This window comes from Brevibacillus borstelensis (assembly GCF_003710865.1).
GTDB lineage: Bacteria > Bacillota > Bacilli > Brevibacillales > Brevibacillaceae > Brevibacillus > Brevibacillus borstelensis.
In genome coordinates this window covers 205,919-230,023 of record NZ_RHHO01000011.1, presented here as the reverse complement: position 1 = coordinate 230,023, position 24,105 = coordinate 205,919, and the positions used below count along the sequence as shown (strand labels likewise).

At 53.8% G+C, this 24,105-nt stretch carries 20 protein-coding genes and 1 pseudogene; 6 read left to right on the top strand and 15 right to left on the bottom strand.

Annotated elements, in window-relative coordinates; genetic code table 11:
- Positions 1 to 95: 95 nt before the first annotated feature.
- The 3 genes from EDM54_RS05915 to EDM54_RS05905 all read left to right on the top strand — a co-directional run bounded on the left by EDM54_RS05915 (position 96) and on the right by EDM54_RS05905 (position 5,107).
- Positions 96 to 425 (top strand): DUF3892 domain-containing protein, encoded by a 330-nt coding sequence (locus EDM54_RS05915; RefSeq protein WP_003389134.1) that lies wholly within the window; start codon positions 96 to 98, stop codon positions 423 to 425.
- A 134-nt stretch (positions 426 to 559) separates the two neighbouring features.
- On the top strand, positions 560 to 3,901 hold the full coding sequence (locus EDM54_RS05910) for a DEAD/DEAH box helicase (RefSeq protein WP_122957921.1): 3,342 nt from the start codon (positions 560 to 562) through the stop codon (positions 3,899 to 3,901).
- A gap of 294 nt (positions 3,902 to 4,195) precedes the next feature.
- The gene (locus EDM54_RS05905; protein WP_228006791.1) at positions 4,196 to 5,107 is read left to right on the top strand and encodes a methyl-accepting chemotaxis protein; all 912 of its coding nucleotides are present in this window, start codon (positions 4,196 to 4,198) and stop codon (positions 5,105 to 5,107) included.
- 146 nt (positions 5,108 to 5,253) lie between these two features.
- Here EDM54_RS05905 and EDM54_RS05900 read toward each other — a convergent pair whose 3' ends face one another.
- Together EDM54_RS05900 and EDM54_RS05895 are read right to left on the bottom strand one after the other, a co-directional pair.
- The gene (locus EDM54_RS05900) at positions 5,254 to 5,757 is read right to left on the bottom strand and encodes a DUF4188 domain-containing protein (RefSeq protein WP_122957920.1); all 504 of its coding nucleotides are present in this window, start codon (positions 5,755 to 5,757) and stop codon (positions 5,254 to 5,256) included.
- Positions 5,758 to 5,766: 9 nt separating this feature from the next.
- Complete coding sequence (locus EDM54_RS05895; protein ID WP_003389129.1) at positions 5,767 to 6,399, bottom strand: TetR/AcrR family transcriptional regulator; 633 nt, start codon at positions 6,397 to 6,399, stop codon at positions 5,767 to 5,769.
- 185 nt (positions 6,400 to 6,584) lie between these two features.
- Here EDM54_RS05895 and EDM54_RS05890 point away from each other — a divergent pair, with 185 nt between their 5' ends.
- Positions 6,585 to 7,733 carry a glycosyltransferase family protein gene (locus tag EDM54_RS05890; protein WP_003389128.1) on the top strand — a complete coding sequence of 383 codons (1,149 nt, stop codon included), beginning with the start codon at positions 6,585 to 6,587 and terminating at the stop codon, positions 7,731 to 7,733.
- A gap of 34 nt (positions 7,734 to 7,767) precedes the next feature.
- Here the strand turns inward: EDM54_RS05890 and EDM54_RS05885 are convergent, their stop codons facing one another.
- Positions 7,768 to 8,511 carry an IclR family transcriptional regulator gene (locus EDM54_RS05885; protein ID WP_003389127.1) on the bottom strand — a complete coding sequence of 248 codons (744 nt, stop codon included), beginning with the start codon at positions 8,509 to 8,511 and terminating at the stop codon, positions 7,768 to 7,770.
- Positions 8,512 to 8,792: 281 nt separating this feature from the next.
- On the opposite strand from EDM54_RS05885, the gene EDM54_RS05880 reads away from it, so the two are divergent.
- On the top strand, positions 8,793 to 9,524 hold the full coding sequence (locus EDM54_RS05880) for a YheC/YheD family protein (RefSeq protein ID WP_031933130.1): 732 nt from the start codon (positions 8,793 to 8,795) through the stop codon (positions 9,522 to 9,524).
- 110 nt (positions 9,525 to 9,634) lie between these two features.
- Here the strand turns inward: EDM54_RS05880 and EDM54_RS05875 are convergent, their stop codons facing one another.
- Positions 9,635 to 10,462: an aldo/keto reductase gene (locus EDM54_RS05875; RefSeq protein WP_031933131.1), complete on the bottom strand. Its 828-nt coding sequence runs from the start codon at positions 10,460 to 10,462 to the stop codon at positions 9,635 to 9,637.
- Between the two features lie 356 nt (positions 10,463 to 10,818).
- Positions 10,819 to 11,682, bottom strand: a complete 864-nt coding sequence (locus EDM54_RS05870; RefSeq protein WP_024982881.1) for a LysR family transcriptional regulator — start codon at positions 11,680 to 11,682, stop codon at positions 10,819 to 10,821.
- 168 nt (positions 11,683 to 11,850) lie between these two features.
- Between EDM54_RS05870 and EDM54_RS05865 the strand changes: the two genes are divergently transcribed.
- The gene (locus EDM54_RS05865; protein WP_003389123.1) at positions 11,851 to 12,816 is read left to right on the top strand and encodes a DMT family transporter; all 966 of its coding nucleotides are present in this window, start codon (positions 11,851 to 11,853) and stop codon (positions 12,814 to 12,816) included.
- A gap of 146 nt (positions 12,817 to 12,962) precedes the next feature.
- On the opposite strand, the gene EDM54_RS05860 is transcribed toward EDM54_RS05865, so the two are convergent.
- The 10 genes and pseudogenes from EDM54_RS05860 to EDM54_RS27455 form a co-directional block, all read right to left on the bottom strand.
- Positions 12,963 to 14,627, bottom strand: a complete 1,665-nt coding sequence (locus EDM54_RS05860; protein WP_003389122.1) for a glycerol-3-phosphate dehydrogenase/oxidase — start codon at positions 14,625 to 14,627, stop codon at positions 12,963 to 12,965.
- A gap of 285 nt (positions 14,628 to 14,912) precedes the next feature.
- Complete coding sequence (locus EDM54_RS05855) at positions 14,913 to 15,476, bottom strand: glycerol-3-phosphate responsive antiterminator (RefSeq protein WP_003389120.1); 564 nt, start codon at positions 15,474 to 15,476, stop codon at positions 14,913 to 14,915.
- Positions 15,477 to 15,718: 242 nt separating this feature from the next.
- The gene (locus EDM54_RS05850) at positions 15,719 to 16,705 is read right to left on the bottom strand and encodes a glycerophosphodiester phosphodiesterase family protein (protein ID WP_024982882.1); all 987 of its coding nucleotides are present in this window, start codon (positions 16,703 to 16,705) and stop codon (positions 15,719 to 15,721) included.
- A gap of 203 nt (positions 16,706 to 16,908) precedes the next feature.
- Positions 16,909 to 18,255 (bottom strand): YjiH family protein, encoded by a 1,347-nt coding sequence (locus tag EDM54_RS05845; protein ID WP_003389117.1) that lies wholly within the window; start codon positions 18,253 to 18,255, stop codon positions 16,909 to 16,911.
- Between the two features lie 156 nt (positions 18,256 to 18,411).
- On the bottom strand, positions 18,412 to 19,689 hold the full coding sequence (gene hutI, locus EDM54_RS05840; protein WP_122957919.1) for an imidazolonepropionase: 1,278 nt from the start codon (positions 19,687 to 19,689) through the stop codon (positions 18,412 to 18,414).
- Between the two features lie 5 nt (positions 19,690 to 19,694).
- Positions 19,695 to 21,365 (bottom strand): urocanate hydratase, encoded by a 1,671-nt coding sequence (hutU, locus tag EDM54_RS05835; RefSeq protein WP_122957946.1) that lies wholly within the window; start codon positions 21,363 to 21,365, stop codon positions 19,695 to 19,697.
- Positions 21,366 to 21,518: 153 nt separating this feature from the next.
- Positions 21,519 to 23,018, bottom strand: coding sequence for a helix-turn-helix domain-containing protein (locus tag EDM54_RS05830; RefSeq protein ID WP_024982885.1), 1,500 nt, complete (start codon positions 23,016 to 23,018; stop codon positions 21,519 to 21,521).
- Positions 23,019 to 23,139: 121 nt separating this feature from the next.
- On the bottom strand, positions 23,140 to 23,700 hold the full coding sequence (lepB, locus tag EDM54_RS05825; RefSeq protein ID WP_003389113.1) for a signal peptidase I: 561 nt from the start codon (positions 23,698 to 23,700) through the stop codon (positions 23,140 to 23,142).
- A gap of 83 nt (positions 23,701 to 23,783) precedes the next feature.
- Positions 23,784 to 23,912 (bottom strand): helix-turn-helix domain-containing protein, encoded by a 129-nt coding sequence (locus EDM54_RS26890; protein WP_255320255.1) that lies wholly within the window; start codon positions 23,910 to 23,912, stop codon positions 23,784 to 23,786.
- Between the two features lie 90 nt (positions 23,913 to 24,002).
- A pseudogene (locus EDM54_RS27455) lies at positions 24,003 to 24,101 on the bottom strand (hypothetical protein); the annotation flags it as partial.
- Positions 24,102 to 24,105: the final 4 nt, after the last annotated feature.

The window sequence follows — 24,105 nt, the reverse complement described above, 5'->3', positions numbered from 1 at the left end:
TTGATCAGCTTCATACACGATCTCTTTTTCTAGCGCAAAACGAATGTATCTTCCTTCCCTGGCAAGGCACCCTATAAAAAAGGAGGGACTGCGCAATGGACCAACGAGATTTTGAACAGATTTACGCCGCTTACAAGGCAGAGGGCGAGCGGCAGGCCCGGCAGGAGAATGGCGGTGGGACAGGAGCGCCGCTATCCGCCGATGGAAAGGAGAGCATCGTTGCCGTCCGCAAAAATGACGACGGAGATCTGATCGCTTTCAAGACAAATACGGGACGGGAGCTGGACTATGTGACAGCCCTGCAGGAGGCAAAGGCAGGTCAGCTTGCCCATGTCGACGTCTTCCACAAATACGGCCGTGACATTTTGCGGAGCGAGCCGGACGGAATCAAGGAGAACAATCTGGACAACCTGCCTACGTTTTAAACCCTGGACAAACATACGCCTGATCCCCCACTCGCCCCTCTGGCTCAGTATCGATACCGGTACTCAGTCCAGAGGGGCTCTCTTGTGTGTTATCATAAGAGACAGGACTATTTTATCGAGGAAGGATTAAATCCATGGGCTTTCATTTGACTAAAGGGATCATCACGTCTTTGTGCGGCCGGATCTCTTCCGACAGAGGAAAAGCGTATTACCGGGCCAGAAAAGTAACTTTTACGCAATACGATCCCGAAGCTTCCGTCTATGAAGCCACGGTCAAAGGAACAGGCAGCAGCTACAAGGTCGCTGTCGAGTTTCATCCGGACGGGAACGTAGAGGCGGAATGCACCTGTCCCTCGCTCGGTTCCTATGATCAGTTCTGCCAGCACATTGCCGCCGTCCTGCACGGCATCGAGGATATGGAGAAAAACGAGCTCATGAATCGCTACTCGCAAGGGGCCGGACGGCGATCAGAAGCCTTGGAAAATCCGTATTCGGGGACTTCCGGAGAGCGGGAACCCCGCTTCTCTGCCACCCAGCCCTCCTCCGGGATTTCTGCGGGAGATGTACAGCTGACCAACCGCGTTCTGGGACTGTTCGGCGAAAAACCGACCCGCCCGAATCATGTGCGGCCGCTCTTTGATACCCGGACAGCCCTCGATGTGTCTTTCACTCTGAAGCCTGTCCTGTACGGCTACCGCAAGCAGATGTTCGGCATCGAGCTCAAGGTCGGGCCAAAACGGCTGTACGTCGTCCAGAAAATAAAGGAGTTCCTCGAGTGTATCGAGCGCAGAGAACCGTTCGTCTTTTCCAAGCACTTCACCTACGACCCTGAGCTTCACCGTTTTCAAAAAGAAGACGATGCCGTCATCAGACAGCTGATTCACATTTTTCACAACGAAAAGCTGTACCGCGAAACCGTGAGCGCGTACCTCCTGCAAACGAGGAACAAAAGCGGCGAACGAATGCTGTTCATTCCCCCTTTCATGTGGGAGTCGCTTCTTCCCCTGCTCACGTCCGCCCCGAACGTGCAGGTGATGGACAAAGAGCAAGCATTCGCAGGAGTCCACATCTCCGATGAGCTGATCCCGCTTTGCTTTGCGTTCGACCAGGCCGACTCGGAAAGCTTTCAACTGGACGTCCAGGGCTTGGATTTAATCACCGTGATGGAATCGTACGGAGTCGTTCTTTCCGAAGGGAAGCTGATCAAGCTGCCAGCCGACCAGTGCAAGCGACTGGCGGAGCTGAAACAAATGCTTGAGGCTTCCCGCAAGCGGCAAATCCTGATTCCGGCAGGACAGATGGAGCCATTCATGGTTACGGTCGCACCCGGATTGATGAAGCTCGGCAGCGTCAGCATCGCCCGCTCCGTCTCTGAGCGCATCATCCAAACACAACTGAAAGCCAAGCTGTATTTGGACCGGGTAAAGGATCGACTGCTCGCCGGTCTGGAGTTTCAATACGGCGACATTGTGATCAATCCGTTGGAGGGAGACGGGCAGCATCGCGGCGCCGAACGCATCCTCATGCGGGACGGAGAGCAGGAGCGGCGAATCCTGGAGCTGATGGAGCAATCCCCTTTTATCAGGACGGAGAGCGGCTATTTCATGGAGGATGAGGACGCTCAGTACGAATTTCTGTACCACGTCGTTCCCGAGCTGGAGAAGCTGCTGACGGTATACGCCACCTCTGCCGTGAAAACAAGACTGCATACCGGGTACACTCCGCCAAAGGTAACGGTGAATCTGGATGAACGAACCGACTGGCTGGAATTCAAGTTTGATATAGACGGGATCCCGGAGTCGCACATTCGCCAACTGCTCCAATCCATCGAGGAAAAGCGCAAATACTACCGGATGCCGGACGGAGCGTTTGTACCGCTGGAGAATGAGGCGTTTCGGGAAATCGGCCGCTTCATCGACGACATGGGCATCCGCATTGCAGAGCTGAAAGGCTCGGACTTCCGCGTTCCGGTAGCCCGGGGGCTTCATCTGATCGATTCCCACAGACCAGGGAATGCCGTCAAGCTGGGCAAATCGTTCCGCCATCTCCTGGAAAACATGCGCAATCCGGACAATCTCGATTTCCCTGTGCCGGACAGTCTGGCATCTGTGCTTCGGGTCTATCAAAAGTACGGCTTCCAATGGCTGAAGACGCTGGCCCACTACCGCTTCGGAGGTATTCTCGCGGATGATATGGGGCTTGGAAAGACGCTGCAAAGCATTGCTTTTCTCGTCTCCGTACTGCCGGAGATCAGAAGCCGGCAGCTCCCAGCGCTGATCATCTCACCCGCTTCGCTTATGTACAATTGGAAAAACGAGCTGAAGAAATTCGCTCCGGAAATAAAGGCCGTCATCGCGGACGGGAGCAAGACAGAGCGCAGCAGGAAGATTCGGGATGCCGCCCAGGCAGATGTGATCATTACCTCGTATCCGCTCCTGCGGAGAGATGTCGAGCTGTATGCGTCAAAGTCGTTTCATACGCTTATCCTGGACGAGGCGCAGGCCTTCAAAAACCACGCCACACAGACGGCGCAGTCGGTCAAAGAGCTCCAGGCCAAGTACCGTTTTGCCCTCACCGGAACACCCGTGGAAAACTCGCTGGAGGAGCTGTGGTCAATCTTCGATGCGGTGTTCCCCGGACTGTTTCCGGGACGACGGGCATTCAACGACATGTCGAGGGAAGCGGTTGCGAAGCGAGTTCGTCCCTTTTTGCTGCGCCGGGTGAAAGCCGACGTGCTGAAGGAGCTGCCTGACAAGATCGAGTCGCTGCAAGCCTCCGAGCTGCTTCCGGAGCAGAAAAAGCTGTACGTCGCCTATTTGTCCAAGCTGCAGCAGGAGACACTCAAGCATCTGAACGAGGAGACCTTTGATAAAAACCGGATCAAAATTCTGGCTGGCTTGACCCGTCTTCGTCAGCTATGCTGCCACCCTGCCCTTTTCATCGAGGACTACGCAGGAAGCTCGGCCAAATTCGAGCAGCTGCTGGAGATCGTCGCGGAATGCCGCAGCGCGGGAAAGCGGCTTCTGGTATTCTCGCAGTTTACCGAAATGCTTGGAATGATCGCAAGGGAGCTTGGCTGTCAGGGAGTGCCGTTTTTTTATCTGGACGGGAAAACGCCAGCGGCAGAGCGGATTGAGCTGTGCAACAGGTTCAACGAGGGTGAACGAGACCTGTTCCTCATCTCGCTAAAGGCAGGGGGCACCGGATTGAACCTGACGGGAGCGGACACCGTCATTCTCTATGATCTGTGGTGGAATCCCGCTGTGGAAGAACAGGCAGCCGACCGTGCCCACCGCATCGGCCAAAAGAATGTCGTCCAAGTCATTCGCCTCGTCGCCCAAGGGACCGTGGAAGAGATGATGTACGCGCTTCAACAGAAAAAGAAGCATCTGATCGAGGAAGTGGTCAAGCCTGGTGAGGCCGCGTTGTCGTCCCTGACGGAACAGGACATTCGCGAGATTTTGATGATCGGATAAGTGGCCTGACGGTCAGCATCGGGAACCGCAGGACTTTTGGCAAAGCAAGTAAAACGAGTAGAGGCCCAAAAGCGAGCTGGCGAAGCCAATGTACACGGAAAACCTGCGGAGCCGTGTCGCTTCTGTCCATGGAGCAAGATCGAGTAAACGGAAGCAGCATGGATTCGAATTGTATTAGCGACCATGCACGGCAGTAGAAAAACCGGAGCGATTGAGAGCTCCGGTTTTTTCCGTTTACAAGTTGTTTAGAATTTATTCAGAGCATCAGGCGATAATAGCTCTTGGAATCCAGCAATGAAAGCAGTTGCGAGCGAACCAACTACTGATATACAGGGAGAGGAAATTCCATACATGCAAACCGTGACCGATCAAAAATTCGCTATTTTATCGTCGATTCAAAATCATTTAGCCATGATCAGGTTTGACACGCAAGGAAGGGTTATTTGGGCGAATCAACTTTTCGCTTCCACAATGGGATATGCGGTCGATGAAATTGTCGGCCTCCATCACAGCCAGTTTTGCTTGCCTGAATATGCATCAAGCAAAGCGTATGTAAATTTGTGGGATGGTTTGCGTCAGGGGAGAGCATCCCAAGAAAAGATCGTACGGATTTCGAAGGATGGACGAAAGCTGACGCTGGAAGCAACTTATATGCCTGTTATTGAGAATGGCAAAGTGGAAGCAGTCGTCAAGGTGGCTACTGATATCACAAAACGTGAATCAGTTCTTCAGCAAAGTACCGCAGAGTTGATGGCTATGGTCGAGGAGATGACTGCCAGCACGGATCAAGTATTGGATGCCTCAAAGCTCATCTTGAACCAGATGACCAAGTTGAATATTGAATCTGAAGCAGTTACCGATCAGGTAAAAAGTATCCAATCCGTAACGAAAATTGTCAAAGAAATTGCCTCTCAGTCCCATATGCTAGGTCTAAATGCCGCTATAGAAGCTGCCCGAGCCGGTGAACACGGACGCGGTTTTGAGGTCGTTGCGAATGAAGTCCGGAACATGGCGGCATCCAGCAAACAGTCGGCGGAAACCATTTCGGTTCAGTTGACGGATATCGCAAAATCGGTATCTTTGATGATGCAGAGCATCGAAGCAATCACCGCTCAAATCTCAAACAATTCGAGAGCGATAGAAGAATTAAAGACGGCTTATCATCAAGTCGCCACGGCAACCAAAAGATTAACATCCTCGATGTAACGTGGAACAATAGTTGAAAACGACAGGCGCAACAGCGGCGGACTGCGTTCCTCTCCCCAGTCCGCCGCTGTTTTCCCATATGCGATAAGCCCTTTCGAGACGTCCGCTTTCGATTTGGACCAAAAAAAGACGGACACTGGCAACGATTACGCATCCGGCGTCGGAACGGCAGGAGCATTTTCGCCTCCCAGCCTGCGCCGGGCGGTTTCTCTTTTGCCTACGGCCGGGACGTGCTGACCGGCTTTGGCCAATCCATACACAGGCATGTTTACGTACATGCACTCGTACATTCCCGCCTCCACCAAATACGTTTCGTGAAAAAATCCGACCCCTCCCGACTTTGCCGCCTTTTGATTGAAATCTCTCCACGCAGACAGGTGCAGCTCCCCGCTTCTGGCATACTGCTCCAGCTGGTCAAACGAGCGCCAATACTGAATCTGGACAGGGCCCCGTGCGCTCATGAAAAAGGCGGCGTCAAGAAAGCCCAGCTCCTTGTTTCGATACAATTCTTGCAGCATGCCATTCATCGCCTTTACGACAGGAAGCCATTGATTCACGGCAAGCCAGTTGTTCACATGCAATCCGATGACAAACACGACAAACGGCCCTTCCATCTCTGCCGTATACCGCCCCGCTAAAATTTTCCCCATCTGGATCACCTACCTGAATAAAAGTTTGGCATGAAGCTCGTAACATCCGAGAAAATCCTGCGATTGATAGATGTGGGCGGTCAAATACGCACCGTAAAAGATCGTGTGCAGTCCCATAACCAGGTCATTTACATCCGCATCAGCCGCAATTTCGCCATCAGCCATGGCCTGCTCTATGCAACGGCGGAACAAATCGTCGAGACGAGGAACAAGCGAACCCGCCTGTTCTTCCTTTCCGGGATAGTACAAATGGAGTTCCGCCTCCGTCAGCTCCGGCATGCATGGATGCATTTTCACCTCAGTTAAAAAACCGATAAGGCTCAGCATAATACCCGGATGCTGCTTCGCGTTTTCATCCACCTTTTGAAATACGTGACGAAGCGCCGACAGCCCCCTTTTGGGCGAATCGGCCAGCTCCAGCAGCCGATCGGTCACCCACAGCCGCATGTAGTAAATCAGCAGGTCCTCCTTCTGGGGAAAAAACTTGAAAAAGGTCACCTTGGAAATCTCCGCTTTTTTGCAGATCTCCTCGACGTACACCTCGCGGAAGGATTTCTCTCCGATCAATTCCAGACACGCATGCAGCAGTGCTTGCTTCGTTTTCGCTTTTTTCCATTCCCTGAGCGGAATGCTTCGTTCCATGGGAGCAGCTCCTTCGCAAATAAATACAAACTCATATTAATAAATTAACTTGAGTTAATTTTAAAGTCAACCATTCCTCACTTCCCCCTCTCCCTCTCATCATCCACCCGGCTCAAAAATTTCTCTTCCCCGCTCTCCAGGCATTTGCATACCTTGTAAGAGAGAGAACCTAAGGAGAGAATTTCGTGAAAATCTGTTTTTCCTGCCACCTAGAAAAATTCAAGCCAAAAGGGAATGTCCTGCAGTTTTTCATCATGCTCCAGGCGATTGACCGGGAAGTGGAACGGCTCCCTGCCCAAGAGCGCGAGGGATTTGTCCTGCACTGCGTCCTGCCGTTTCGATATGTAAACGGGATGGGGGGCTTTCGCTTTCGCCATGTTCGCTTTTATCAAGCCGCGGAGCTGAACAGCAAAATTATCAGTCTCGATCAGAAGCACAGCTACGACTTTATTTTTATTCGCAACCGGACACAGGCTCGCGAGTTTATCAAAAAGAAGCCTTCCCTGGGCAAAAAGCTGTTGTTCCTCTCTATTCACTACAATCTGAACGACCCGATCATCATGAACAAGGTCAATCACTTGTTCGACAACTCCCGCATGGTCTTTTTTCAAACCGTGCCCAATGCCAGGCGCTACCGCGAATATCTGGAACGGAAAACGAGGTATTCCGCTCGGGAGCTGGATCGCAAAATTCAGGTCCTCCCTCAATTCGTGGAGGGATATTCCGGTGATCAGGACCCCCAGCCGCAGCCGAATCCCCCGCTCGACCTGATTATGGCCGGGGTGCTTCGCCCCCGTTACGGACTAGAAACGGCCGTGAACGCCATCAGGCTGATTCGCAAGGAATTTCCGGGGGCAAAGCTCAATGTGCTCTACCCGTCTATCGTGATCCGTTACCGGAAACAGGCTCACGAGCTGCTCCGTTCCCGAGGTGTGCGGAATCACGGACAAAAATCGATGTGGGAAACAAAGCGGATGATTCTGCAAAGCGGAATTGGCCTTGCCCTGATTTACGACAACACATCAGACAAAAATCCGTCTCATTCGTATCTTTCCCGCGTCCTGGAGTACATGGCGCTCGGTGTGCCTGTGCTTACCACCAAAACCGTCGGCAACATCCATCTGCTTGGAGAAAAGTATCCGCTCTTTGTCAAAGACGAACACGACATTCTCAAGTGCTACAGGAAGCTATCAGATCCGGACTATTACCAGCAGATGTGCCAGTACGTGAAAAGCCGGGGCAAGCACTACCTTGCGGAAAACGCGGTCAAACCGTTCTGGAATCTGCTCATGGACGAGTGGAAAGCAATGAAAAAAGGGCGATCCCCCAAGTAGAAAAACCTGCTTGAGGGGCCGCCCTTTTCCCTGTTCATTTTAACATTTTTCCCATGCGATAAGCGGATTCCATGATCGGCTCCGCAATCTCCATCATTCTTTCCAGCGTGAGGCGGTTGGAGGGACCTGATACCGCCAGCGCGGCAACCAATTTTTCGTTCCGGTTAAAAATCGGCGCGGCTACTGCTGCTGCTCCCAGCTCCCGTTCCTCGACACTGGTGGCAAAGCCTTGGCGTCGGATCTGCTCCAGCTGTTCCAGGTATGCGTCGCGGTCGATCGATTCGGGCCAAAGCGGGTCACTTAGCACTTCTTCCCTGACAGCCGGTTCCGCGTATGCCACCAGAACCTTGCTCGATGCGCCTACTGACAGCGGCATGCGTGCCCCGATAGGCGCGACCCTCCGGATAGCCTGGTTGCTCTGCACTGCCTGTATGCGAATCCGCTCATTGCCGTCGCGGACATACAAGCTGATCGTTTCCCCGACGACATCCCGCAAACGCTCCATCTCCGGCAGCCAAAGGGTGGCCGGGTCATCGGAATGCGCCAGATTCACGGACAGCTCCCACAAGCGAAATCCAAGGCGGTATTTCTCCGTCTGAGCGTCGCGTATTAAAAATCCCTTGTTTTCCAGAGTGGCCAGCAAGCGGTGTACCGTACTTTTATGCAGCGACAACCGCCCGGCGATCTCGCTTAGCCCCAAGTCGGTTGAATCCGTAAAGCAAAGCAGGATGTCAAGCGCCCGCTCTACGGCTCGCACGTTAGCTTTCTGTTCTTCCATTCGTTCCACCTGCTTCATTAAAATCGGTTCCGTACGTTTCACCTGATGAAATGAGGTTCTATTTTTAAGTATACGAAAAAAAGCGGCGAAGAGTAAAGAGCAGAATGTGACGCGGTCCTGTCAGGCTGTCAACGCGGCCATTCCTTTTGAAGTGCGCCTTGAAGTGCGCCATCCACCTAATTTTCCCCTGAGTGGACATCTCCCCATCGCTATTCGCTGATAGAAACATAGATTGAAAAGGAATGAAACCATAACTTCAGCTCATGGAGGGATGACCGCTCGTGGGTAAATACAATGAGTCAAAGCTGAAAAAATACCGTGTCTTGCGTCGAAATTCCCGCTTGGCCTCTACTCTTCCGCGCACCCGACTCTTCTCCAAGCATGCGCTCCGCCATTTTTTAAAACAGTATCGAAAAGTTATTGCCAAGCCGATCGCAGGCAGCGGCGGTGCCGGTGTCATCCTGATCACCGGCCTGGGAGATAACCACTACAAGGTCCATCGCGGCTGCCGCAAACGTACGATTCGCGGCAAATCAGCCACCTACCGCTACATCCGCAGCCGGATCAAGTCGCAGTACTTGGTGCAGAAAGGAATCTCGCTCGCCCGCGTCAACGGCCGTCCGTTTGACATTCGTGTCATGGTCCAGCGCCGTTCGGGCTCCTCGTGGGTCGTGACCGGAATGCTCGCCAAGGTGGCTGGAGCCGGCTACATTATCACCAACATCAAGCGGAGCGGAGGAAGAGTATTGCCGCTGCGTTCCGCGATACAGCTCTCATCGCTTCGATCCGCTTCTGCCGATCAACTGATTCAGCGTTTGAAAGCGGTGGCGGTCGCAGCCGCCAAGCAGCTAAGCACCTACTATGCCAATCAGAGGGTGTACGGTTTGGATATGGCTTTGGATTCTTCGGGACGGGTCTGGATCATCGAAGCCAACCTGCGGCCCGATATTTCCCTGTTCCTGAAGCTGAAGGACAAAAGCCAGTACCGCCGCATCCGCTCCTATAAACGGTAGTATCCAAAATCGGACGAGCGAAGCCAAGGAAGGCTAGACGAGCCTTCTGCCGTACAGAAAGCAAAAAGCCCCGACAGCTCTCGCAGAGGTCGGGGCGTTCGTCGTTTATGCTAGAAATCAAAGTTATCCGGGTCCGGACCAAAACGCTTGTTTTGATTAAGGCGGCTGATTTGCTCCATCTCTTCAACTGTCAACGTGAAGTCGAACACGTCGGCATTTTGGCGGATGCGCTCCGGCGTGACCGATTTTGGAATCGTCACGACACCGTTTTGCAGATCCCAGCGCAGGATTACCTGGGCAGGAGACTTGCCGTATTTTTGTCCGATTTCCACCAGCACCGGCTGGTCGAGGTTGCCTTGCATCAGCGGGCTCCACGCCTCCATCTGGATGCCGTTCTCCTTGCAATAAGCGAGCAGCTCTTTTTGTGTCAGGAGCGGGTGGTACTCTACCTGATCCACGGCCGGGACGATTTCACTGTTCTGTTTCAAATCCTCCAAGTGATGCACGTGGAAGTTGCTGACTCCGATCGCTCGCACGTATCCGTCGCGGTACAGCTTTTCCAACGCTTTCCACGTATCCAGATACTTGCCTTGTACCGGCCAGTGCACCAGGTACAGGTCGAGGTAATCCAGGCGCAGCTTTTTCATGCTTTCGTCAAACGCCTTCAGCGTCGTCTCGTAGCCTTGATCGGAATTCCATACCTTGGTCGTGATGAACAGTTGGTCGCGGGCAATTCCGCTGTCGCGAATCGCATCGCCCACGCCAGCCTCATTGCCGTAAACAGCAGCGGTGTCGATGGCGCGGTAGCCGGTCTCGATAGCCGACAGGATCGCGCGCTGCACCTCATCCCCTTCTTTCACTTTCCACACGCCGAGGCCGAGCCAGGGCATTTTGATTCCGTTGTTTAAGACGGTGGTATCAGCAAGATGCGTTGCCATTCGATTTCCTCCCGTTCTATCGGTTTTATGTATCTCGCTTGATAGTGTAGCACAATGGCGATTCCAAAAAAAGGCGCTGCGCCCTTCGAATATGCTTTCCGTGTGCTCTCCTTGAACAGGGCTGTACACCCTGGGACACAAGTGACGGCTGCTCCACGGGACGGTTGCTATACAAGACGGTTCCTGCACGAAACCGTTGCTGAACGAGGCGGCTGCCCCAGGAGACAAAAAGCGGGCCGATACGTTCCTTGCGGTGCTGCGCGCAATCGCATCGGCCCTGAATGCCGCGTATGGAACGCCGCTTTTGATGCTTGTCATCCGTTTTCATGCTTATCATCGCTTCTTGTACGAACGGCTCATCCTGCGTGAAGCGCCCGAATCGTCTCCAGAAATTTTTTCATCGTTCCCGTCATGTGCGAGTCCCGTCTATGGATGAACACGGTCGAGACCGTGGAATATTCCTCGGGTATGGAGAAGCAGCGAATCTTCCCCTCTCTCTCCAACCGTGACACGGTCGGCCGCGGAACCAGCGAAACGCCCAGCCCCGATGCGACGACGGCCAGTATCGTCTCAAGCGTCCCGAACTCCATGATCTTCGTCGGCGCAATGCCCTGGCTGCCGAGCCAATGAACCAGACGAGAGCGGTAGCCGCAGCCGGAGCGAAACACAAGGAGCGGCTTTGTGCTGCATTCCTCCAGCGACGCAGGCCCATCCTCGGCCCTGGCGATCAAGACCAGCTCCTCTTCGATCAAGGGCTCCTGGACAAGCTCCGGGTGCTGGACCGGACCGCTGACAAACGCCCCGTCCAGCTCGTACTGGAGGACGTCCCTGATCAAATGCTCCGTGACGCCGGTCATCAGCGACAAATCTACGCGCGGATACTTTTTGTGATAGGCGGACAAGATGTCAGGCAAACAACTGACAGTTTCCACCGAGCCGACCAGGAGCGGACCGGACGGGTCTTCCTCGTCCTGAAAGGCGAGCTTCATTTCTTCCATCATCGCCAGGATCTTCTGCGTGTACCCCAGCAGCTTTTTCCCCTCGGGATTGAGGCTCATTCCCCTGCGATGCCGATAAAACAATTCGGTCCCCAGCTTCAGCTCCAGCTGTTGAATCCGGGCTGTCACATTGGACTGTACGTAATTTAATTCTTTCGCCGCCTTGCTGACACTGCCCAGCTCAGCCACAGCCTGAAAAATCCGCAGATCGCTGATCTCCATTTTCGCTCCCTCTTTCTATGTTTCCGCCGCTTATCTTCCACCCCCATTGTATCACTGACAATGATACATTTCATCATTTTCAATCATTTTACATGATGGTAATTTCGGAATATGATAGTCATCGTGAAAAATTTGTTAGCGAAAGTGAATTGCGAAAGGAAGTCACCTATGAACAAAGAGCACATCATGAAAGGGGCCTTGCTCTGCCTGATCGCCAGCATGGCGTGGGGCGCCATGTTTCCGGTCGCAGAAAGCGCGTTTGCCCATCTGGACCCGTTTTACTTTTCCGTTATCCGTTATTCGGTTGTTTCCCTGCTGCTGCTTGTTTTTCTCTGGATCAAGGAAGGCAGACAAGCACTGCGTCTCGAAGGCCGCGGAGTCTCTCTCTGGTTTTTCGGGACCATGGCATTTACCATATACAACCTGTTGGTCTTCTGGGGCCAAAACCAGTTGGGCACCTCGGGAGTGATCCTCGCATCCGTCATGGAAGCGCTCATGCCGATGCTGTCCGTACTCGTGCTGTGGATGTATAAAGGCCAGAAGCCTCAACCGTTTACCATCGGCTGCATCGCCCTCGCCCTGGTCGGCTGCTTTTTGGTGATTACGAAGGGCGACTTCCGCACCTTTCTTTTGGGGGGAGACAGCCTGCTGCCTGTCCTGCTGATATTGCTCGGCGTACTGGGCTGGGTGATCTATACGATCGGGGGCAACCACTTCGCGTCGTGGTCAGTGCTGCGGTATTCCACTTTGAGCTGCGTGCTGGGAACCGGGACCTCCCTGGTGATCGTCCTGCTGCTGACAGCCTTGGATGTCCTGCACGCCCCATCGCTCCAGTCGGTATTTTCCGTCGGCTACGAGCTTGGCTTCATGATCGGAGTCGCGGGAATCCTGGCTCTGCTCAGCTGGAACGCGGGTGTCAAGCTGCTCACACCGATCAACGGCATCCTGTTTATCAACTTTGTTCCGGTCACCACTTTTCTGATCTCCGTCTGGCAAGGCTATCAGATCACGATGTACGATGCCGGAGGAACGCTCTTGATCATTTTGGCTTTGATCAGCAACAACCTGTTTCAGCGAAAAAAGCTCAAGCTTGCGGTGTCGGGCAGAGCCGCTTCCAAGGAAGCCTCTTTTTGACCGCCCCGTGGCGCTCAGCTCCCTATTGCTTCAACAGATAAAAAAAAAGCCACGCGCCATGGCAACCGTTCCGCATAGGAACCTGCCAAGCGCGTGGTTTTTTCTTGTGTTTTCGTTCCGTTGTCTTTTATGGTGTCCTGAAGTTTTTACGCTTCCAGCGGCGTGACCGCATCGTGCATATGCATGTCCATCTCTTGCAGATACGCATCTTTTTGCGATTCGCTCCACCCCAGATGGCTGGCCATGTACGCGACCACGGCATCCTTCCACTGTTTCGCTTCGTTGATCCGGAAGAACAGAGCACCCGTCCGTCTGATGAGGAAATCGACCGGCTTCACTGCCATTTCCGCTTCCATCGCATAGCGCAGCGAAACGAACCAGTCAAGCGGCAGACCGGACTCCGCGGCCTCCTGGGCGTGCCCTTCGGCTAAGCGGAACAGTTCATCTACATTGGAGCCGTAGAAACGGGCCAGCCGCTCTGCTTGCTGACGGGTAAAGCCGTATCTCGTTCCCTCTTCGGTTTTCCGTTCGATAAAGGCGGGCAAGCTCGCACTGCCTCCCACTTTTCCGCCGGAAATAGGCATATGCTTCGTTGCACAAGGTCCAAATGTCCCTTTTCCTTCTTTTTGCAGCAAATCAGCGACCATGTCGACGACCATCTCGGCCATTTTCCGGTACCCCGTCAGCTTCCCTCCGGCGATGGTGATCAATCCCGAATCGGATTGCCAAATTTCGTCTTTGCGCGAGATTTCCGAAGCGGATTTTCCTTCTTCGTAAATCAGCGGGCGAACGCCTGCCCAGCTTGATTCGACGTCTTCGTCTTTGATATCGAGCGCAGGGAACATATAGCGGATCGCATCAAGCAAGTACTGCTTGTCGGCACTCGTCATCCGCGGATGGGAAATCTCCTCTTTGTAGAACGTATCGGTTGTCCCTACATATGTTTTTCCGTCGCGAGGGATGGCGAACACCATGCGTCCGTCGGGCGTGTCAAAATAGACAGCTTGTTTCAACGGGAAGCGGCTTTGGTCGATGACGAGATGCACCCCTTTTGACAGCTGCAGGAATTTTCCTTTCTTGGAGTTGTCCCGATCCCGCAGCGTATCTACCCAAGGTCCTGTCGCGTTTACGATTTTCTTTCCGTACAGCTTGTATTCGGTGCCGTCCAGCTGATCGACGACCTTGACGCCGTTCACCTTGCCGTTTTCGTACAAAAATTCCTCAACCTTGGCGTAGTTCACCGGCAGCGCCCCGCGCTCGGCGGCTTCTTTCATCACCTCTATGGTCAAACGGGCATCATCTGTACGGTATTCTACATAATACCCTCCGCCCAACAAATCTTTTTGCTTGATCAGCGGCTCTTTGGCCAAAGTCTGCTGGGCATTCAGCATTTTCCGGCGCTCTGAGCCTTTCACCTGGGCCAAATAATCATAGACTCGCAGGCCGATGGATGTCGAGAATTTGCCGAAGGTCCCGCCTTTGTGGATCGGCAGCAGCATCCATTCCGGTGTCGTCACGTGAGGGCCATTTTCGTACACGATTGCCCGCTCCCGTCCGACTTCCGCAACCATCTTCACTTCAAACTGTTTCAGATAGCGCAGGCCGCCGTGGACCAGCTTGGTCGAACGGCTGGACGTTCCCGCAGCAAAATCCTGCATTTCGACCAGGGCAACCTTCATGCCCCTCGTTGTCGCGTCAAGGGCAATGCCCGCTCCCGTAATTCCTCCTCCGATCACCACGAGGTCAAAGAGCTGATTGTTCATTTCTTCCAATCTCTTTGTTCTCTGCGCACTTGAAAATGTCTCTGCCATTTCATTCCCTCCCGAGGTTGTACAGAAAAACAAAAAGAGACCCCAACGAACACTATAGCTAAACTATAATGCATTGAGGTCTCTCCGATTCTCCAGACGAAATATTAACTTATACAATAATATAACATAATATGCCTTCCGATAAAAGCCATAGCTGCAATTACCGCTCGTTTCCAGCCCGGCTGCATTACTGCAGCTTTTTCCAGGGCCGCGAATGCCTCTGTACCAAAGGACGAGGCGACCATTTTTGGACAACGTCCGCCTTGTAAAGCTCCGAAACGCACCTCAGCCTTTCGGAGCAAAATGCTCCCAAAGCTTCCGATTGGAGGTGGTAATAGCCGAAGCTCCCCCTTGCAAGGCCATGTTCACGTCATCAATCGTTCGAATCAGTCCCCCTGCCAAGATCGGGATCTTCGTTCGTTCAAACACTTCTGTTATGATCGCAGGCATGGCGCCCGGGAGGACTTCAATAAAGTCGGGCTGCGTCTTTTCCAAAAGCAAATAGCTTTTTTCCAATGCATTGGTATCAAGCAAAAAAATACGTTGAATCGCCAATACCCCTTTTTGCTTCGCTTTTAAAATGACGCTCGACCTGGTTGAAATCAATCCCGCCGGCTTGATTTGCTGACAGAGAAATTCCGCGGCGTACTCATCGTTTTTCAAGCCTTGCACGAGGTCGGCATGCAAAAACATTTTCTTCTTATGTTTCTCTGCCATGTCATACAAGCCTTTCAATTGCGCGATATGCGTATCCAGAAACACCCCGTATTCGTAGGGGGATTCCAAAATATGATCAAAATCCTTCATATGGCGGGCAGCAGGAAGTATTTTTTGGCCGTTAAAATTCATCAAGATCCACCTTTCTTCCGATAACGTCCTTCCTCCAACTAGGATGCATCGATCATTTCCATCTTACTGCAAAACAGCTTGCAGACAGAAAAAAACCCACCTTTTGCAAACTCCCCTTCATCGGGGAATTCAACAGTGGGTCTCCATCTCTCCGTCACTTCGTATTAACTTAGTTTGATTTAAGCAGATCGTGTAACCGTTGTCAATTGCTCTGAATGGAGCCGCACTCCCCGCAAAGCATGTTATTTCTGTTGATAGAGAGGACCGATTCGGTCAATCCGGTTTGTCCAGATGCCGCCGGTATAGCCGGAAGGCAGCCGCTTTACATCCTCGGGGGTATCAAATCCGGTTGAAAAGTCGCTTCCGTCTCCTCCCACCACGATAACGCGTGTGTGGGCGTTATCCATGCGCTCCAGAAAACGAGTCGGCCATCCCCACAGCCAAGGGCCGATTTTTTCGGGAATATGCAGCTGCGTATGCTCGCATGCGGCTGGAACGTAGCCTGTCCAGCCTGCAGCAATGTAAGGGATCAGACAGCTTTTCATCGTTGCTTTCGACATCACTCTGAAGCTGGGCAAGCCTTCCTTCAGGGCCGCTATCGGTTCATCTCCGCCATACACAGTCAACCGCTCCAATTGGCTGGCGGGCAATCCAGAGAGAAAGGCGGCGAGCTGCTCTCCTTCGGTCGGATCGTTGCTCTTCACGTGGATTAAAAACGATTGCTCGGGAAAATGGTTCAGCACTTCTTCCAGCGACGGCATCAAGCCGATTCCCTTTCCGCGAAACGGATATGTTTTTCCTTGGTCGGCTGTGTAGCCGTACCCGATATCCAATCGCTTCAGCTCTTCCAGGGTATGCTCGCGCGTAACCCCTTGTCCGTTGGTCCGGCAGCCTAGCGTCCAATCGTGGAAAACGGCGAACTTGCCGTCTCTGGTGGGCTGAACGTCAAATTCGACAATGTCGGCTCCAGCCTGAAAAGCCGCTTCCATAGACGGGATCGTGTTCTCCAGAAACGGGTGCTCCGGTTCGTAAATCCTCTCCGCTGTGCACGTCTCGCCTGTAATTCCTTCCATATGAAAGGTTTGGGCCATACCCCGATGGGCCAGCAGCAGCGGAGCTTCATTGCTCGCTTTTGTAAACAGAGAGCTGTTGTTTATGTAGACAAATGCAGCCAGCACAAGCAGACACAAAACGAATTTGTTCTTCAGCATTTTTTTCAGCTTCTTCATCGAGTCCTCCTGTTGTAGATTGCATGATGTAAAGCAAGAATATCATGAACCTTCTCCATATGGCTAATCCGGCTACAGCTCTCCCAGCGGTTGAAAACCAATCGCATGTACACGTGCCTTGAAAAAATAAGGCTGGCTGCCTCTTTTACAAGTGCAACCAGCCTGTGCTCATTTCTTTGCGGTCATTCTGTTTTCTTACGGTCCTACGACAAGAACAAATAAGCGAGCGGGGTCGTAAACACAAGCGTGAGAATCGTCCTCTCCAGCCAGATCGCGATCAGCTGCGGGATGCTGATCGGAATCTCCGTAGACAAGATGCACGGAATCGTGGCGGAGAAGAACAGGATAGACGAGACAGAGACTACCGCGATCACAAACTTGGTGATCAGGGGCGCTCCGGTCACAATCAGCGCGGGCAAAAACATTTCGGCGATTTCGATCGCGGATGCCTTGGCCGCGAGGAACGGCTCAGGAAGCTGCAGCAGCCACGTGACCGGATAAAACAAATAGGCCAGCCAGTCAAAAACAGGCGTGAACTGGGCCAGCACCATGCCGATCAAGCCCACTGACATGATCGAAGGCAAGATGCCCATCGTCATGATAAAGCCGTCGCGCAGATTCACCCAGATGTTTTGGCCAAGCGACATCGACGATTGGGCGGCGTGCATCGCGTCGCTCCAGGCATGCTGGAGCCTGCGTCCGGTCACCGCCTTTTCCGGGTCCCCTTTGCCATCGTAATACTCGTCGCTCATCTTGCTGAGCGGCCAGATGCGGACGGTCACAGCCGTCACCAAAAACGTAACCACAAGCGTGACCCAGAAATAAAGGTTCCAGTAGGCCATCAGATCAAGCGTCTTCGCCACCACAATCATGAATGTGGCAGAAACCGTGGAAAAGCCGGTGGCAATGATCGCCGCTTCCTTGACCGTATACTTGCCTTCCTTAAAGACGCGGTTTGTAATAAGCAGGCCGATCGAGTAGCTGCCGACAAACGAGGCCACCGCATCGACAGCGGAGCGGCCTGGTGTTTTCCATACGGGACGCATAATCGGCTGAACCAGTACGCCTATAAACTCCAACAGGCCGTAGCCGACCAGCAAAGCCAGGAAAATGGAACCGATCGGAACGACCAGCCCAACCGGTATCACGAGCTTTTCAAACAGGTACGGCCCCATGTCTTTGTCCATCAGCCAGGCTGGTCCGATCTGAAAGAAGATCAGAGCCGCTACGATCACACCCAGCACCTTGAGAAAGGAAAAGACAATGTTCACCTTGTTTTTCTTCCACGTGCCTGTAGCGAACGGATAGATCGCTCCGAGCAGGATCACCACAAAAGCATACAGAGGGATGACGCCCGGGACAGTGCCCCGCAGCCAGGTGACGATATGGTCCAGCGGGATGGAGGAATTTCCGTTTACCGTTATCGGGATAAAGAACATAAAAATGCCGATCAAGCTGAAAATGAGAAACTTCCATACATTGGCCGGCGTAGCTGGAGCAGTGGCCGGATTCGTTTCTGCAGCAAGCCCGTTTTGCGGATGATAGTCCATAAGGGTCCTCCTCTGGCTGAGTTGTCGGTCCCTCTCCCTTTTCCTATCCAGATAACTGCTATCTCTCTTTTTCAAACGGCACAGGCTGCCTGCCATCACCCAATCGAGGAGAGAGTGCCCCCTCGCACTCTCTATTCTGGACCGGGTTATGACGCTTTACGCCAACCGTCCTTCTTTTACTACCGTGATGCCTTTTTTCACAACTGTGTGAACGTGGTTGATGCCGTATCGATATTGCAGGGTCATGTAATCAGGCACATCAAATATCGTCACATCCCCCTGCTTGCCCTGCTCAAGACTGCCGATCTGCCCGCCGCGGCTGATCGCGTGGGCCGCATTGATCGTCGCGGCTGTCAATACCTCCGCAGGGGTCATGCCCATTTTCAGGCAGCCCAGATTCATGATCAGCGGCGTGGAAACAGTCGGCGAAGAGCCTGGATTGCAGTCCGTCGAGATCGCTACGGCCATTCCCGCGTCGATCATCTTCCGGCCATTGGCCGACTCCGCCATGAGGAAGAAGGCGGTCCCCGGCAGGAGGACACCGATGACGCCCGCTTCTGCCATCATTTGAATGCCTTTGTCAGAAGCGCGCAGGAGGTGGTCAGCCGATACGGCGCCGATGGAGGCAGCCAGCTCGGCTCCTTCATACGGCTCGATTTCATCGGCGTGAATTTTTGCTTTGAGTCCATACTCCACGCCTGCTTCCAAAATGCGGCGGGACTGCTCGGGGGTAAACACTCCGCGCTCGCAGAATACGTCGTTGAATTCTGCCAGCTTGCGGCGGGCGACTTCGGGAAGCATTTCGCGAATCACCAGCTCGACGAAAGCATCGGGATCGTGCTTGTATTCGCGAGGGACGGCATGCGCTCCCATAAAAGTGCTGACGATGTCAATCGGATGCGCTTGGTCCAGCTGCTGTGCCACTTCGAGCTGCTTGATCTCATCCTCGAGAGTGAGGCCGTAGCCGCTTTTCGCTTCTACGGTCGTGACCCCGTGGAGGAGAAATTGATCGAGCCGCTTCTTGCTCTCGGCAAACAGGGTCGCGTGATCAGCAGCGCGGGTCGCGGCTGTCGTCGCGTGAATGCCCCCGCCGTTGTTCATGATTTCCATATAAGTAGCGCCGTTTAAGCGCATGTTGAATTCATTTTGACGGCTTCCGGCATGGACGAGATGGGTATGAGGATCAACCAGACCCGGCGTTACCAGCTTGCCGGACGCGTCGATGACTTCTGCCTCATGGGCTCGCCCCTCATACGCCGCTTGCAGCTCGTCATCCGTCCCGACCATTTCAATCCGGCCTTTTTCGATCCAGAGGCTGCCGTTCTCGATGATTCCCAGCTCATTCATTCGCTTGCCTGTCACCGGTGCGGCAGAACCGCCGGCCAGCGTCACCAATTGGCTGGCCCGGCGAATCCATACAGGTTTGTTGTTCATGGCGCTTACTCCTTTAGCATCGGGATTTTGACGCCTTTTTCCTTGGCTGTCTTCACCGCGAGATCATAGCCTGCATCCACATGGCGGACTACCCCCATGCCCGGGTCGGTCGTGAGGACGCGCTCCAGGCGCTTCTCTGCTTCCGGCGTTCCGTCAGCCACGATGACCATGCCGGCATGCAGCGAATACCCCATGCCTACGCCGCCGCCGTGGTGGACGGATACCCAGCTTGCTCCGCCTACCGCGTTGATCAGGGCGTTCAGGATCGGCCAGTCCGCAACTGCATCGCTGCCGTCCTTCATCGCTTCCGTTTCCCGGTTCGGAGAAGCGACAGAGCCGGAATCCAGGTGGTCGCGGCCGATCACGATCGGAGCGCTCAGTTCGCCGCGGGCCACCATGTCGTTGATGATTTTGCCGAAGCGTGCCCGCTCGCCGTAGCCCAGCCAGCAGATGCGCGCCGGAAGTCCCTGGAAGGACACCCTTTCGCGGGCCATGCGAATCCAGTTGCACAAGTGCGTGTTATAGGAAAACTCGCGGAGAATCACTTCGTCTGTCTTGTAGATGTCCTCCGGATCACCCGAGAGCGCCGCCCAGCGGAACGGACCTTTGCCTTCGCAGAACTGCGGACGGATGTACGCGGGTACAAACCCCGGGAAGCGGAACGCATCCTCCACGCCTTCGTTTTTCGCCACCTGACGGATATTGTTGCCGTAGTCGAAGGTAACGGCACCCTCCTCCTGCAGCTTCAGCATTGCGCGGACATGCTCGGCGATGCTCGCCACCGCTTTCGCCTCGTACGCTTTCGGATCAGCCTTGCGGAGTGCTGCCGCTTCCTCCAGCGTCATGCCGACCGGAATATACCCGTTCAACGGGTCGTGGGCGGACGTCTGATCAGTCAGTACATCGGGGATGAAGCCGCGCCGCAGCATTTCGTTCAGGACGTCTACGGCGTTGCCCAGAAGACCGATGGACAGGTCCTTCTTGGCCGCTTTGGCTTCCTTCGCCATCTCGATCGCTTCATCCAGACTTTCTGTCATCACATCGAGATAGCGCGTTTCCAGACGGCGCTGGATGCGTGTGCGGTCGATTTCGATGTTGATGCTCACCCCGCCATTGAGCGATACCGCGAGCGGTTGAGCGCCTCCCATACCGCCCAAACCGGCAGTTACTGTGATCGTGCCTGCCAGCGTACCGCCGAAATGCTGACGGGCGCACTCGGCAAATGTCTCGTACGTCCCCTGCACAATTCCCTGGCTGCCGATGTAGATCCAGCTGCCGGCGGTCATCTGTCCGTACATCATCAAGCCCTTTTTGTCGAGCTCGTTGAAGTGGTCCCAGGTCGCCCAGCGCGGCACCAGATTGGAGTTGGCCAACAGCACGCGCGGCGCATCCGCATGCGATTTGAATACGGCAACCGGCTTGCCGGACTGGATCAGGAGCGTTTCGTCGCTCTCCAGGTTTTTCAATGTTTCGACAATTGCATCGAAGCATTCCCAGTTCCGGGCTGCCTTGCCAATGCCGCCGTACACGACCAAATCCTCAGGGCGCTCCGCCACTTCCTCGTTCAGATTGTTGAGCAGCATCCGAAGCGCCGCTTCCTGTACCCATCCCTTGGCATGAAGCTTTGTACCTGAATATTGCTGGATCAACTCTTGAATCGATTGTGTCTTCGTCATCATTGCACCTGCCCTTTCCCCAATAGGTCTTTGTATATGTAGTATAGAAGAGACCAATCGGGGAAAAACAGGCATCCTTATTTCGATTTCCTTTCGGTTTTTTCGGAGATTTCGGATAACCGGAAGCGCTTCCAACCAGAAAAAGAAAAAAATTTACGATTTATTGCTTTTCTTTTGATTTCGAAACGAACGAGGGGTTGTCCCCCGCTTTTCCTTAAAAATCTTGCTAAAATAATTGGCGTTTACAAAGCCTGTCCGCTCGGCAACCTCCTGGATGGAAAGGCGCGTCTCCAATAACAGCCGCTCTGCTTCGCGCAAGCGTATCGTCGTCAGCATCTGGCGAAAGGACACTCCCTGACGCTTTGACAAAAGCGAGCTGAAATAGGCGGGACTGCGGTCCACATGCCGCGCTGCCTCCTCCAGCCGCAAATCGGCGCGGGCGTAGTTTTCCTCCAGGTAGCGGATGGCCTGCTCGATAATATCGAGGCGGGCTCCCTCGCGATTCGTCGTCGCGGAATCGAGCAGCTCGTAGATGAACAAAAGCAGCTCCTGGACGATCCGATAGAGCACCGGCGTGTATAAGATCGTATCGAATACGCGGTGATACCAATCCTCCAGCGCTCCTTCGTCCAGACAGTGAGACTTCATAAATCTTCTCACCTGGGCCAAAATGCTGGTCAGGCGGATACGAAGCAGCCCCGGCTCGGGATACGGCTCTTCTTTATGAAGGAACTGCCGGTACATCCACTGCTTCACCTGTTCGCGGTCGCCGTCGTGGAGCATGTCAATCCACGCCCTTTGCTCCGCCGGAGTCAGAAAAGGATCGATGACCGCCCAGTTCACCTTGTTCTCCACCACCGATATTTGCCGGTATCCTTTGAAAAAGCGGATGTCCAGCGCTTCGACGGCATACCTGTACTTCTGGTGCAGACTGAGCATTTGATCCTCGGCGTCGTACAAAACGAGCGAAAGCGACTCCGAATGCTGCGCTTCCCAGTCCATCAGCAGCCGTTTTCCTACTTCCAGCAGCGAAGCGAGAGGCGCCTCGTTTTTCAGATCGAAAAGACAGACGATCACGTCGCTCAGCGGCAAAAGAGCAGGCTTGTCCCGAAACGGATATGTCTCCAAAAATGTCAGTAAATCCCCGTGCCGCGCTGTCTCCTCGAGCTGCAGCAGCATCAGCTGAAGTCCCCTTCCCGGCGTTTCCAGAGGCAAAAACAGACTGCGGTACGATACCGCCGATCCGTAATGGTCAGTCTGCACTTCGCTTGCTTTTCGGGCCACCGTCCTGTCCTGGCAGCAGCGGGTCAGGACACGCCGGATATGCTCGGGAGTTTGCGGCTTGACCCACAGGTCGATGGCGTGAAGCTCGATGCCCTGTACGGCGCGCTCAAAGGTGGCCTCTGCTGTTGTTACAATGACTGTCGGCCGGTATTGGGAGGTCAGCATTTTCAGTCGCTCCCACTGTTCCTTGGACACCATGTCCAGCTCGACGCAGACGACATCCGGCCTTGTTCCTTCGAGGACGCGGAACAGCTCGGAAGCCGTCCCGGCGGTGACAACCTCGTCAAAGGGGATGGCACATGTGGAAACAAGCCAACTGATGCCCGTCCGTTCATTGGCGTCCCGGTCCGCGATCAAAAGCGTCGTCATGCGATCTCCTCCTGTTCCGTGAGACTAGCTGGGTTATGCCCTGCATGGGATTCCTCGCAATCCGGCTTTGCCGGCAGAAATTCTGTCAGACAAGGGAAGGGCTGCCGAAATGGCAACCCTTTTACTTTCCAACCTTCCATTCTATTTTGCTGCCGATGACATGATCGAACGGGACAAAGCCGATCTCGCGGGAGTCCAGGCTGTTGTTGCGGTTGTCTCCCATGACGAAGATGTGGCCCTCCGGCACGGCCCATTTCCCGTCTTCTCCCTCCATCTTTTCCTTGATGTAGGGCTCGCTCAGCTTCTCGCCATTTCGATAGAGCTGATGGTCCTTAATCTCGATGACGTCACCCGGCTTGCCGATCAAACGCTTTACATACATGAAATTTTCGTTCTCTTTTCCCAAAAACAGATGGATGAGCGGATGGCCGACCAGGTCATCCTGAAAGCTGCGCTCTCGATCCACGCGACTGTCAATTACCACGATATCGCCGTAGTCCGGCAAATACGAAAACGTATGGGACAGCTTCGATACATAGATTCGCTGCTGATCTTGCAAGGTTGGGTCCATCGAATGCCCTTCTACCTTGAACGGCTGAAACACAAAAATGCCGAGCACAAGCGCAAGTCCTAGCGCAAATGCCAATGAACGGACCCATTCCCAGATCTCTCTTAGCTTCACCGGCAACCCCGCCTTTCGATTTTCAAAATTTCCTCGAAAGCTATCATAGCATAAAATGGCGGCGGAGCCAAAAATATACCAAATTATGGATCTCTGTGAGACCGTTCACATATTCTCATTTCTTTCAGTTTCCTGAACAAAGTCGCCCGACTGACCCCTAAAAGCTGCGCCGCTTCCTCTTTCGGCCTGTTTGCTCTCTCCAGGTGAGTCATGACCCGCCTGATTGTGCGCTGCTCGATCTGCTTTAGATTCCAGCTTGAGCCTTCTCCCGGCCCGACGACAGGCTGGGCCTTGCCTTCAGCAGATGGGCTTGTCCACAACGTGGCGGGGAGATTTTCCGGAGAAATGAACAAGCGATGCTCCATCGTGGACGCATACTCGACGACGTTGGACAGCTCCCGTACG